We start from the raw sequence: 12582 nt of genomic DNA, 5'->3' as shown, positions 1-12582 counted from the left end.
TTTGTGGCGAGGGGGCTTGCCCCCGTTGGGTCGCGAAGCGGCCCCAATGTATTTACGCAGTCAGTCAGATAGAACGCATTTGCTGGTTATACGCCTGCTTTGCAATCGAACGGGGGCAAGCCCCCTCGCCACAAAAGCGCTTCTGACAATCAGATTGCGTTGTGGGTTTTCAGCCAGCCCAGGCCCGCTTCCGTAGTCGTCAGCGGCTTGTATTCGCAGCCGACCCAACCCTGGTACCCGATGCGGTCCAGGTGTTCGAACAGGAAGCGGTAGTTGATTTCTCCGGTGCCAGGTTCGTTGCGCCCCGGGTTGTCTGCGAGCTGCACATGGTTGATCTCGCCCAGGTGCGATTGCAGGGTGCGGGCCAGGTCGCCTTCCATGATTTGCATGTGATAGATGTCGTATTGCAGGAACAGATTGGCGCTGCCGACCTGCTCGCGAATCGACAGGGCCTGGGCCGTGTTGTTCAGGTAGAAGCCTGGAATGTCACGGGTGTTGATCGCTTCCATCACCAGTTTGATACCCGCCGCTTGCAGCTTGTCGGCTGCGTACTTGAGGTTGGCGACGAAGGTATTTTCCACGGTGGCATCGTCAACGCCTTGTGGGCGGATGCCGGCCAGGCAGTTGACCTGGGTATTGCCCAGCACTTGCGCGTAGGCGATCGCCAGATCGACACCGGCGCGGAATTCTTCAACCCGATCCGGCAGGCACGCGATACCGCGCTCGCCCTTGGCCCAGTCACCGGCCGGCAGGTTGAACAACACTTGGGTCAGGCCGTTGGCGTCGAGCTGGGCCTTGATTTCGGCGGAGCTGAAGTCGTAAGGGAACAGGTATTCGACACCACTGAAGCCGGCCTTGGCGGCCGCTTCGAAACGGGCGAGGAAATCCTGTTCTGTGAACAGCATGGACAGGTTGGCTGCGAAACGCGGCATGGTGGTCTCCTGAAACAGATTTGATACGGGTAGGTCTGACTAAACGCAATCAGTCCCCTCTCCCTGGGGAGAGGGTTAGGGTGAGGGGGAATCTTGAGTCTGATCCCGATCCTGCGAACACCGCAAAACCTTTCCCTCACCCCAGCCCTTTCCCAGAGGGAGAGGGAGCCAGATCGAGTCAATCAAGCATCGAAATCGCAGTCGGTGCGTCGTTGCCGACCAGCGCCAGGTCTTCGAATTCGTTGACGGCGTTGATCTCGGTACCCATGGAAATGTTGGTCACACGCTCCAGAATAATCTCGACGATCACCGGCACCTTGAACTCTTCGATCAGCTCCTGGGCCCTGCGCAGGGCCGGCTGGATCTGGGCCGGTTCGAACACACGCAGTGCCTTGCAACCGAGGCCCTCGGCAACCGCGACGTGGTCGACACCGTAACCGTTGAGTTCCGGCGCGTTCAGGTTATCGAAGGACAACTGCACGCAGTAGTCCATGTCGAAACCGCGCTGCGACTGACGGATCAGCCCCAGGTACGAGTTGTTTACCACAACATGAATGTACGGCAGCTTGAATTGCGCGCCCACCGCCAGTTCTTCGATCATGAACTGGAAATCATAGTCGCCCGACAGCGCGACAACCTTGCGGTTCGGGTCAGCCTTGACCACACCCAGCGCTGCCGGAATGGTCCAGCCCAGGGGACCGGCCTGACCGCAGTTGATCCAGTGACGCGGCTTGTAGACGTGCAGGAACTGCGCGCCGGCAATCTGCGACAGACCGATGGTGCTGACGTAGCAAGTGTCTTTGCCAAACACCTGGTTCATCTCTTCGTAAACGCGCTGCGGTTTGACCGGTACGTTGTCGAAGTGGGTCTTGCGCTGCAGGCTGGCTTTGCGCTGCTGGCAGTCTTGCAGCCAGGCGCTGCGGTTTTTCAGCTTGCCGGCGGCTTGCCATTCGCGAGCGACTTCGATGAACACTGTCAGCGCGGCAGCGGCGTCGGAGACGATGCCCAGGTCCGGAGTGAATACACGGCCGATCTGGGTGCCTTCAATGTCGACGTGAATGAACTTGCGGCCTTCGGTGTACACGTCTACCGAGCCCGTGTGGCGGTTGGCCCAACGGTTACCGATACCCAGCACCACGTCGGACTTGAGCATGGTTGCGTTGCCGTAGCGGTGCGAAGTCTGCAGGCCGACCATGCCAACCATCAGCGGGTGATCGTCCGGGATGGTGCCCCAGCCCATCAGGGTCGGGATGACCGGAATACCGGTCAGCTCGGCGAACTCCACCAGCAACTCACTGGCGTCGGCATTGATGATGCCACCACCCGCTACCAGCAATGGACGCTCAGCCTGATCGAGCAGGGCCAAAGCTTTCTCGATCTGAACGCGGCTGGCGGTTGGCTTGGCCAGCGGCAATGGCTGGTAAGCGTCAATGTCGAATTCGATCTCGGCCATCTGCACGTCGAACGGCAGGTCGATCAGCACCGGGCCTGGACGGCCAGAGCGCATTTCATAGAAGGCTTTCTGGAACGCGTAAGGCACCTGGCCAGGTTCCAGAACGGTGGTTGCCCACTTGGTGACTGGCTTGACGATGCTGGTGATATCGACAGCCTGGAAATCTTCCTTGTGCATACGGGCGCGGGGTGCTTGCCCGGTAATGCAGAGGATCGGGATCGAGTCGGCCGAGGCGCTGTAGAGCCCGGTGACCATGTCGGTGCCGGCCGGGCCGGAAGTACCGATGCACACGCCGATGTTGCCGGCCTTGGTGCGGGTGTAACCCTCGGCCATGTGCGACGCGCCTTCAACGTGGCGAGCGAGGACGTGATCGATGCCACCGACCTTTTGCAGGGCGGAGTACAGCGGGTTGATGGCGGCACCCGGGATGCCAAAAGCGGTATCAACCCCTTCACGGCGCATCACCAGAACGGCGGCTTCGATTGCTCTCATTTTGCTCATGGTTTTGTGCCTCTTACGTTTTGTAATTGTATACAAGTGGCTTTGCGCAGAGTGTATTCACGGCGGACGGCGCAGGTCAATCCATTTTCTCAAGCGCTCGTTTCATTTGTCTGAAGCCCAATCTACTGTGGCTTTTCGTCGCATGTGGCGCTTTTCGAGAATTATTGTATACAAAAAAATAACTCATTGTGTTCTATTTGTTGCATCTGGCTGCGGCACAAACGCGCAGCCCACTGGCTTTCCGAAAAACAAAATGAGGACGGCACCATGAGCGCTTTAACCTTGAAAGTCGCAGTCAACCTGGTCAATGAGGCCATCTCTGCAGGGCGGGCCATTTCAGCGGCACCCCTGACCATCGCGGTGCTCGATGCCGGTGGGCACTTGGTCACCCTGCAACGCGAAGACGGCGCAAGCCTGCTGCGCCCGCACGTCGCCATCGGCAAAGCCTGGGGGGCCATCGCATTAGGCAAAGGCTCGCGCCTGCTGGCGCTGGATGCGCAGCAACGCCCGGCGTTTATTGCCGCGCTGAACAGCCTGGGGCAGGGCAGCGTTGTGCCGGCACCGGGTGGTGTGCTGATTCGCGACCAGGCCGGGAGTGTGCTGGGAGCGGTGGGGATCAGCGGGGATTTGTCGGATGTTGATGAGCAGTGTGCGATCACTGCGATCGAGGCGTTGGGGTTGAGGGCGGATGCGGGGGTTGCGGCTTGATTGATGGGTGACTGATTTGCAGCCTTCGCGAGCAAGCCCGCTCCCACATGGGATCGTCGGTGGACGAAAATTCTGTTAACACCACAAGTCCCCTGTGGGAGCGGGCTTGCTCGCGAAGACAATCTCCCAGTCACATCCAGCTAAAAGTCTGCCCTGCAACTCTGAGTGCGCTGATCTAGCCTTCCCATGATTTCAACATGGGAGAGGGCAAGGGAATGCCTGAATTGTCAGCTTCGCATCGTCTACGTATCGGCCGCTATGCCGAACAAAACCGCATCTACCTTCTGACTGCCAATACTTTGAAACGGGAACCTGTCTTCAGGGATTACACCCTTGGCAGGCTGGTCGTTCAGCAATTCAAGCAAGCACAGGACGATGGCTTCGCCGATTCATTGGCCTGGGTGGTCATGCCCGATCATTTTCATTGGTTGATTCAATTGAACAAGGGCTCATTGGGGCAACTGATGTGCCAGGCGAAATCCTTGAGTACCCGAGCAATCAATGCGGCAACCGGCAGAGCAGGTAGCCTCTGGCAACAGGGATTTCATGATCATGCGCTTCGCAAGGAAGAGGATCTGGTCAAACTTGCTCGCTACGTAGTGGCCAATCCGCTGAGGGCGGGATTAGTCGAAAAGCTTGGCGACTATCCGTTGTGGGATGCGATCTGGGTTTGACCGGGGACCGAGTTGCCCCATTCGCGAGCAAGCCCGCTCCCACATTTGATCTGCGTCAAACACAAACCCAATGTGGGAGCGGGCTTGCTCGCGAATGGCCGCGGTGCATCAGTCCGGCTCGCACCCCTTGAGCACCAACCGGATGATCGTCTGCGCGGCCGCCTCGTAATCCTCTTCATCCAGCCGGGCCTTGCCGGTGATGGCGCTGATCTGCCAATCGAAGTCGGCGTAGGTCTGGGTCGCAGCCCAGATGCTGAACATCAGGTGGTTGGGGTCGATCGGGGCGATCTGGCCGCGGTCGATCCAGGTCTGGATGCAGTCGATGTTGTGTCTGGCCTGGCCATTCAGTTGCTCGACCAGGTCGGCACTCAAGTGCGGTGCACCGTGCATGATTTCACTGGCGAACACTTTGGAGGCGAAGGGCAGGTCGCGGGAAATGCGGATTTTCGAGCGGATGTAGCCGCTGAGCACTTCGCTGGGCTCACCGTCCGGATTGAACGGTGTCGAGGCCTGCAGGATTGGCACGATGATACTTTCCAGGACCTCGCGATAGAGGTTTTCCTTGGATTTGAAGTAGTAGTAGACGTTCGGCTTGGGCAATCCCGCCTTGGCGGCGATGTCGCTGGTTTTGGTCGCAGCGAAGCCTTTGTCGGCAAATTCTTCACTGGCGGCACGCAGGATCAGTTGTTTGTTGCGCTCGCGGATAGTGCTCATAAACCGGGTGATTCCTTGCCTGCTCTGGCGGTTGCGCATGGTATCACCGGCCTCGCGCAGCGCTCAAGAATGCGCCACGCGCCGTTGTGTCGCGCTATGCTGCACGGCAATCATTCAAGAAGGAAACCCGATCCATGGCTGGAAGCAGTTTGCTGGTGCTGATCGATGACATCGCCGCTGTACTGGACGATGTTGCGTTGATGACCAAAATGGCCGCCAAGAAGACCGCCGGTGTCCTCGGTGACGACCTGGCGCTCAATGCCCAGCAGGTCAGCGGCGTGCGTGCCGAGCGGGAAATCCCGGTGGTCTGGGCGGTCGCCAAGGGTTCTTTTATCAACAAACTGATCCTGGTGCCGTCGGCATTGGCCATCAGTGCGTTCGTACCCTGGCTTGTCACTCCGTTGCTGATGGTTGGCGGCGCTTATCTGTGTTTCGAGGGTTTCGAGAAACTCGCCCACAAGTTCCTGCACAGCAAGGTTGAAGACGCAGTCGAGCATGCGCAATTGGTCGAGGCCGTGGCCGACCCTGCCACTGATCTGGTGGCGTTCGAGAAGGACAAGATCAAGGGGGCGATCCGCACCGACTTTATCCTTTCGGCGGAAATCATCGCCATCACCCTCGGTACCGTGGCTGATGCGCCGTTGACCCAGCAAGTCATCGTGCTGTCGGGTATCGCCATTGTCATGACCATCGGCGTCTATGGCCTGGTCGCCGGCATCGTCAAGCTCGATGACCTGGGCCTGTGGCTGACGCAAAAACCCGGGCGGATGGCCAAAGGCATTGGCGCCGCGATTCTGCGCGCGGCACCCTACATGATGAAAAGCCTGTCGGTGATCGGCACGGCGGCGATGTTTCTGGTGGGTGGCGGGATTCTCACTCACGGCGTGCCGGTGGTGCATCACTGGATCGAGAGTGTCAGCGCGGCGGCAGGTGGTGGAGGATTTATCGTGCCGGTGCTGCTCAATGCGGTGGCGGGGATTGTGGCGGGGGCAGTGGTGCTGGCAGGGGTGATGCTCACCAGCAAAATATGGAAAACGCTCAAAAGCTGAAGCCTGGGTCGCCCGTTTATGTGCAACACATAAACAACTGTGGGAGCGGGCTTGCTCGCGAATGCGGTGCGTCAGTCAGCATTGATCTTGACTGGTACACCGCATTCGCGAGCAAGCCCGCTCCCACAGGTCCCGAGGTGTCTTGCGGTCGCCGGTATTACTCGGCGATCTGCAGCTTGCGGGCCTCGGTGTACACGTAACGCACTTTCTCGTATTCGAACGGCGAGTTCATCTGGCCATAACGGAAGCTGGTCTGGTAGCGCTTATCGATGCCGCGCAGGATCAAGACTTCCGGATGGTTGGAGCTGACTTCGGAGACGTTGAGGAAGTTGATTGCCGACTCGGCAGTGAAATCCACTGCCAGGCCGCCTGTATCCCGCAGGTTCGAAGGACCGAAGATCGGTAGTACGAAGTACGCGCCGCCCGGGACCCCGTAGAAGCCCAGGGTCTGACCGAAGTCTTCGCTCTGGCGTGGCAGGCCCATGGCAGTGGCCGGATCCCACAGGCCGGCGACGCCGAGGGTGGTGTTAAGCAGCAGGCGACCGGTAGTTTCCAGTGAGCGCTGGCCCTTGAGTTGCAGCATGCTGTTCAACAGGTTCGGGATATCGCCCAGGTTGTTGAAGAAGTTGCTCACCCCGGTGCGCAAGAAGCTTGGCGTAATGTAGCGATAGCCATCGACCACTGGCAGGAACACCCATTGGTCAAAGCGGTAGTTGAAGTGGTAAACACGACGGTTCCACTCCTCCAGCGGGTCGTAGACCGCCAGGGCGTTTAGCGTCGAACGCTCGAACTCGCGTTGGTCCAGGCCCGGGTTGATTTTGAGTTTGCTCAGCGGCTCTTTGAAGCCATCACTGTCAACCACCACGGGTGCGTTGGCGTTGCTGTTGTCGGCGTTGGCGACACCTGCACAGAGTAACGCTGCGATAACCAGGAGATATTTAGCCACGGAAGAACTCCAGCATGGCGTCGCTGTTGACGCGGTAGTTAAGGTTGCCGCAATGGCCGCCCAGCGGATAAACAGTCAGGCGATCGCCAAAGGTCTTGCGCAGGAAACCCAGGTCGCCCGGGCCGAGGATCACGTCATCGGCGTTGTGCATCACGGCGATTTTCGGGCTGTTTTGCAGATAATCCTTCAGTGCATACAGGCTGACCTGGTCGATCAGTTGCAGCAGGCTGCCGCCGTCGGTGCGCGCGCGCCACATCGGGATCACTTGTTCGGTGATGTAGCAATCGAAGTCGCACTGCAAGGCGCGCTTGAGGAATGGCGTGAGGCTGGTGCCCTGGGTGATCGGAAACTTCGGCGGGGTGATCAGTCCGCGACGATTGATCAGGTCCGAGGTGAAGGCAATGTCGGCCGCCGAGAAGCGGAACGAGGTGCCGATCAGCATGGCCATCTGTTCGTTGGTCAGGTGCTGCTTGGACTGCTGGAAGTCATACAACAGGGCATCGTTGAGGTCGATGTAGCCCTTTTGCTGGAAGTAGCGGGTCAGTTTTTCCAGGACCAGTTCATAGAAGGTGGTCGAGGTGTTGATGCCCTTTACTTCGGTTTGTACCAGCTTGTCGAGATTGGTGATTGAGGTATAGAGGTTGACTGGCGGGTTGAGCAGCAGGACTTTCTTGAAGTTGAAGCTGCGGCGGGTTTCGTCCAGGTGCGCGACGAAGGCCGCATCCAGTGCGCCCAGGCTGTAGCCGGTGAGGTAGTAGTCGGTGACTGGCAGTTTCGGGTTCTGTGCCCGAACGGCCTGCATCACCCGGTACATGTCTTCGGCGTCTTCCTTGGTGATGCCCGGTGTGGCAAAGCGTGATGCGGCGCTGATGAAGTCGAAGCTGGTAGGCGACGACAGTTGCACCACGTGGTAGCCGGCCTTGTAGTACAGCTTCTTCAGGTATTCGTTCAGGGTGCTGTCATAGCGTGCGCCAGTACCGGCGATGAGGAAAATCAGCGGCGCGGCCTTGTCCTGCGTGGCGATACGGTACTCGAGTTTCTTCACCGCCCAAAAGTTGTCCGGCAATTGGAACTCACGCTCAGGCCGCAGTGTAACGCTGCGCGTAGATTGATCGATGTCGTCGTCCAGCGGCAGTTCCGGACGCAAATCCGGTGGTGTCGTGGCAATGGTTGCCTCGAACGGGTTGGTCAGGGGATAGCCATAACTGGCGGCGTCGATGTCGACCGCCAGTGCGGACGCACTCAATATAAGGCCGCCAAACAGGGCGGCGAAGCGCAAGGAACGGAGCATGACTAGATCCCTTAGAAGGAAGGTGCCGATTGAATTTCGCAGGCTATGACCACCGGAGTTGCGCCAAAGTGCCAAGCATCGGCACCAAATAGGCCAGAATCCCAAGTAATAGTAGCTTGACGATACACTTTGCAGTGATTGAAAGGCCAGTAACTGTTGTTGGTACTTGCTTAACGCTTTCGGGCGATTAAGCTGACCGCCGCTTTTCGTCTATTGGAGTGCTTCATGTCCCGCCGTCTGCCCGTGATTCTGCTGCTTGTTTTACTGCCTGTCTGGCTGGCCGCCAGCTATGGTGCGCGCTATGGCTTCATGGAAGATGCGCAATGGGTCGGTGTCTGTGTGGATGAGGCGAGTCGGTGGGAATGTCAGGTGCGGTCGAGCCTGGGCTTGATGATTCACTTCAAGGTGATGGGGTATGGCGCACTGGCGGCCGCGTTGATCGGGTTCGTGCTGCCGGGGCGGGCAGGGTGGTGGCTGGGCGTGCTGGCACTGGCGCTCGGGTTCCCGGCGCTGGCGTTGTACAACACGACATTGGCGGTATTTGCGGTGGTGATTGCGGGGTTGCGGTTGGTCAGGGGATCTCGCGCTATTTGACATTCCGGCATCGCGAGCAGGCACGCGATGGTGTCGGTACAGCCGGCAGGAATCTGTCTGCTGACTATCGGTTCTGATAGTAGACGATTGCCACGAATGCTCCGAATCTAGTAACTCTTCCTCGGGTTACGAATTGGAGCCAGTCATGATCGTTCAGCGAGACACATTGTTATGCCGCTACCACTATGACCCATTGGATCGGGTCGCAAGTTTTGTACCGCTGAACGAGCCGGGAATTCAGCGCTATTACCGCAAAGATCGATTGGCCACGGAACTGCAGGGGCGGGTCCGGTATTCGGTGTTTGAGCATGAGGCGCAGTTGTTGGCGCAACAGCGTCATGAAGCGGGTGGATTTGATAGCTCTTTGCTTGCTACTGATCTGCAGCGTTCGGTTTTGCATTCAGTCGCCGCCGGTCAGCGCCATCAGTCAGTTTATTCCTCCTATGGGTATCGTTCTCCTGAAGGTGGTTTGAGCAGTCTCCTGGCGTTCAATGGCGAGCGTAGGGATCCGCTGACCGGACATTATTTGCTTGGGAATGGTTATCGCGCATTCAATCCGGTGTTGATGCGATTCAATAGTCCAGACGGTTTGAGCCCGTTTGGGAGGGGCGGGGTGAATGCGTATGCATATTGTCAGGGCGATCCGATCAATCGGGTGGACCCGACAGGTCGTTATTTCGCGCCCGCTCTTGTAACGGGATTGTCTGGTGGTGCGTTGCTACAGCGTGCCGTCAATACTACGGTTGCTGCGGTAATTAAGGTAGGCCGTGGCGTTCAAGGAGGTCTCAATGCCGTCAACAAGCTGCGTCCCTCCTACCGAGCCGCCGAGCTGACTCGCGCCAGGGATGCAGAAAGGCTTGTTGCCATTGAAGATTTCAAAAAAATCAGAGCGAATTTAACTGACACTCCACCTTTCACCACCACCCGGAACCACGCATTGGACCAGAAAGCGAAGGTCGAAAACTTTGTGGGGCCGCGGTACGTTGAAGGTGGGCCCGCTAAAGATTTCGAACAATTGCTAGAGAACTCAGCTTTGGCGGATGCCGATCTGAAAAGGGTAATTACTGAGGATAAAGCCTTGCGGCAGGCAAGGACGAAAATGGATGATGCCGTTCGGAACTGGCGGAAGGCGACGGGGTTTGGAGTGGAGGATCTCGAGCGTATTGATCAGTTGATGGGAGCTGTCCGAAAGAAGTCCTGAGTGAGCTTGATCTTAGTTGATGGATAGATAGGCGACCCAAAACTACGAAAGCGCTCAATCAAAAACGGCCCCTATATAAGTAGAGGCCGTTTTTGATAGGGCTAAGACGCTACCGCAAGACAGGTCTTACTTGCGGTCTTCCAGCTTGGTGATGTCACGCGACTCGTAGCCGGTGTACAGCTGGCGCGGGCGGCCGATCTTGTACGGGCTGGAGAGCATTTCTTTCCAGTGGGAGATCCAGCCGACGGTCCGCGCCAGGGCGAAGATTACGGTGAACATGCTGGTTGGAATGCCGATCGCCTTGAGGATGATCCCCGAGTAGAAGTCGACGTTCGGGTACAGCGAGCGTTCGATGAAGTACGGATCGGTCAGGGCGATCTCTTCCAGGCGCATGGCCAGTTCGAGTTGCGGATCGTTGTTGATCCCCAGTTCGCGCAAGACTTCGTCGCAGGTCTGCTTCATTACGGTGGCGCGCGGGTCGCGGTTCTTGTAAACGCGGTGACCGAAGCCCATCAGTTTGAACGGATCGTTCTTGTCCTTGGCCTTGGCAATGAACTTGTCGATGTTCGAAACATCGCCGATTTCATCGAGCATGGTCAGTACCGCTTCGTTGGCGCCGCCGTGGGCAGGGCCCCACAGTGCAGCGATACCAGCGGCGATACAGGCGAACGGGTTGGCGCCCGAAGAGCCGGCCAGGCGAACGGTGGAGGTCGATGCGTTCTGCTCGTGGTCGGCGTGGAGGATGAAAATCCGGTCCATGGCCTTGGCGAGTACCGGGCTGATCGGTTTGATCTCGCACGGGGTGTTGAACATCATGTGCAGGAAGTTTTCCGCGTACGACAGGTCGTTGCGCGGGTACATCATGGGTTGACCCATGGAGTACTTGTAAACCATTGCAGCCAGGGTAGGCATCTTGGCAACCAGGCGGATCGCGGAGATTTCGCGATGCTGCGGGTTATTGATGTCCAGGGAGTCGTGGTAGAACGCCGAAAGGGCGCCGACTACGCCGCACATGACGGCCATCGGGTGGGCGTCGCGACGGAAACCGTTGAAGAAAGTCTTCAGCTGCTCGTGAACCATGGTGTGGTTCTTCACGGTGCTGACGAACTGAGCCTTCTGTTCTGCGGTCGGCAGTTCGCCGTTGAGCAGCAGATAGCAGGTTTCCAGGTAGTCCGATTTTTCAGCCAGCTGTTCGATCGGGTAACCGCGGTGCAACAAAATGCCGTTGTCACCGTCAATATAGGTGATCTTCGACTCGCACGAAGCGGTCGACATGAAGCCTGGGTCGAAGGTGAAGCGGCCCGTGGCCGTCAGGCCCCGAACATCGATAACATCGGGACCAACGGTGCCGGTTAAAATGGGCAGCTCGACGGGGGCTGCGCCCTCGATGATCAACTGCGCTTTTTTGTCAGCCATGTGGCCTCCTATTTATGCTTGAAATCATCAGACAGACCCCCCACGCAGGGCCCGCACCACTATAGTGAGATAAATTTGAATGTCAATTTGCCTAAAGTCTTGCTCCAGAAGGCTTTAACCGCACTTTTTTCTCGAAATTGCCAGCCATTTACGCCTTTTATGTCAGTTGCGCAATCAGCTGTTTGGGTTAGGTGTTTGCGTTGTCATTAGTAGCCTAACTGTCTATACTCGGCCACCGACCGCCAAGGGCTTTTGGGCTTGCTTTTATTGGGGGTCGCATCCCTGGGTGGTGGTTACCTGACCAGTGCACTCCCCAACAACTTTGCCCTGATTGTTAGGGGCTCTTCAGTGTGAAAAAAAAGCCGTGAAAAGCCAACGACCTGTAAACCTAGACCTAAGGACCATCAAACTCCCAGTCACTGCTTACACGTCCATCCTTCACCGAATTTCCGGTGTCATCCTCTTCGTGTGCCTTGCCATCATGCTTTACGCATTGGACAAGTCGCTGAGCTCCGAGGAAGGCTTCGGTCAGGTGAAAGCGTGTCTGACCAGTCCGCTAGCCAAGCTAGTGATTTGGGGCATCCTGTCCGCTCTGCTGTATCACCTGGTAGCCGGTGTGCGCCATTTGATCATGGACATGGGCATCGGTGAGACGCTGGAAGGCGGCAAGCTGGGCTCGAAAATCGTTATCGCCGTTTCCGTGGTGGTAATCGTTCTGGCAGGAGTTTGGATATGGTAACTAACGTCACGAACCTGTCGCGTTCGGGCCTCTATGACTGGATGGCGCAACGTGTGTCTGCGGTCGTTCTCGCGGCTTACTTCATTTTCCTGATCGGATACGTCGTGGCCCATCCTGGCCTCGAGTACGCCCAATGGCATGAACTGTTCGCCAATAACTGGATGCGTATTTTCAGTCTCCTGGCTCTCGTTGCCCTCGGCGCTCACGCCTGGGTCGGCATGTGGACCATTGCGACCGACTACCTGACGCCAATGGCGTTCGGCAAGTCCGCGACTGCAATACGTTTCCTTTTCCAGGCAGTATGCGGCGTTGCGATGTTCGCTTACTTCGTCTGGGGTGTGCAGATTCTCTGGGGTATCTGAGT

The 12582-nt window shown here is 57.7% G+C and carries 13 protein-coding genes; 7 read left to right on the top strand and 6 right to left on the bottom strand.

The window, feature by feature from the left end:
• Positions 1-149: 149 nt before the first annotated feature.
• On the bottom strand, positions 150-932 hold the full coding sequence (gene hyi, locus KW839_RS18785; protein ID WP_060541465.1) for a hydroxypyruvate isomerase: 783 nt from the start codon (positions 930-932) through the stop codon (positions 150-152).
• A gap of 178 nt (positions 933-1110) precedes the next feature.
• Entirely contained in the window at positions 1111-2886 is a 1776-nt protein-coding gene (gcl, locus tag KW839_RS18780; RefSeq protein WP_060541466.1) for a glyoxylate carboligase, read from the bottom strand.
• Positions 2887-3153: 267 nt separating this feature from the next.
• On the opposite strand from gcl, the gene KW839_RS18775 reads away from it, so the two are divergent.
• Together KW839_RS18775 and KW839_RS18770 are read left to right on the top strand one after the other, a co-directional pair.
• Positions 3154-3594, top strand: a complete 441-nt coding sequence (locus KW839_RS18775) for a heme-binding protein (RefSeq protein WP_060541467.1) — start codon at positions 3154-3156, stop codon at positions 3592-3594.
• Between the two features lie 215 nt (positions 3595-3809).
• Positions 3810-4268, top strand: a complete 459-nt coding sequence (locus KW839_RS18770; RefSeq protein ID WP_060541592.1) for a transposase — start codon at positions 3810-3812, stop codon at positions 4266-4268.
• Between the two features lie 108 nt (positions 4269-4376).
• Here KW839_RS18770 and KW839_RS18765 read toward each other — a convergent pair whose 3' ends face one another.
• Positions 4377-4982, bottom strand: coding sequence for a TetR/AcrR family transcriptional regulator (locus KW839_RS18765; protein WP_060541468.1), 606 nt, complete (start codon positions 4980-4982; stop codon positions 4377-4379).
• Positions 4983-5116: 134 nt separating this feature from the next.
• On the opposite strand from KW839_RS18765, the gene KW839_RS18760 reads away from it, so the two are divergent.
• Positions 5117-6031, top strand: coding sequence for a DUF808 domain-containing protein (locus KW839_RS18760; protein WP_218425153.1), 915 nt, complete (start codon positions 5117-5119; stop codon positions 6029-6031).
• A gap of 157 nt (positions 6032-6188) precedes the next feature.
• Here the strand turns inward: KW839_RS18760 and KW839_RS18755 are convergent, their stop codons facing one another.
• Together KW839_RS18755 and KW839_RS18750 are read right to left on the bottom strand one after the other, a co-directional pair.
• Entirely contained in the window at positions 6189-6977 is a 789-nt protein-coding gene (locus tag KW839_RS18755) for a VacJ family lipoprotein (protein WP_060541470.1), read from the bottom strand.
• Positions 6970-8268: a serine/threonine protein kinase gene (locus tag KW839_RS18750; RefSeq protein ID WP_060541471.1), complete on the bottom strand. Its 1299-nt coding sequence runs from the start codon at positions 8266-8268 to the stop codon at positions 6970-6972. The genes KW839_RS18755 and KW839_RS18750 overlap by 8 nt, the downstream gene beginning before the upstream one ends.
• Positions 8269-8493: 225 nt before the next feature.
• On the opposite strand from KW839_RS18750, the gene KW839_RS18745 reads away from it, so the two are divergent.
• On the top strand, positions 8494-8862 hold the full coding sequence (locus tag KW839_RS18745; RefSeq protein WP_218425152.1) for a hypothetical protein: 369 nt from the start codon (positions 8494-8496) through the stop codon (positions 8860-8862).
• Between the two features lie 145 nt (positions 8863-9007).
• Positions 9008-10063: an RHS repeat-associated core domain-containing protein gene (locus tag KW839_RS18740; RefSeq protein WP_218425151.1), complete on the top strand. Its 1056-nt coding sequence runs from the start codon at positions 9008-9010 to the stop codon at positions 10061-10063.
• A 126-nt stretch (positions 10064-10189) separates the two neighbouring features.
• Here KW839_RS18740 and gltA read toward each other — a convergent pair whose 3' ends face one another.
• Positions 10190-11479: a citrate synthase gene (gene gltA, locus KW839_RS18735; RefSeq protein WP_053156800.1), complete on the bottom strand. Its 1290-nt coding sequence runs from the start codon at positions 11477-11479 to the stop codon at positions 10190-10192.
• Between the two features lie 364 nt (positions 11480-11843).
• Here gltA and sdhC point away from each other — a divergent pair, with 364 nt between their 5' ends.
• Positions 11844-12218 (top strand): succinate dehydrogenase, cytochrome b556 subunit, encoded by a 375-nt coding sequence (gene sdhC / locus KW839_RS18730; RefSeq protein ID WP_016773673.1) that lies wholly within the window; start codon positions 11844-11846, stop codon positions 12216-12218.
• Entirely contained in the window at positions 12212-12580 is a 369-nt protein-coding gene (gene sdhD, locus KW839_RS18725; RefSeq protein ID WP_034146346.1) for a succinate dehydrogenase, hydrophobic membrane anchor protein, read from the top strand. Before sdhC ends, sdhD begins: the two co-directional genes overlap by 7 nt.
• Positions 12581-12582 lie beyond the last annotated feature (2 nt).

The sequence above is a fragment of the Pseudomonas sp. PDM31 genome, from assembly GCF_019218965.1.
GTDB lineage: Bacteria > Pseudomonadota > Gammaproteobacteria > Pseudomonadales > Pseudomonadaceae > Aquipseudomonas.
Note: the sequence above shows the minus strand (reverse complement) of the source record. Positions and strands in the feature narration are given on the sequence as shown.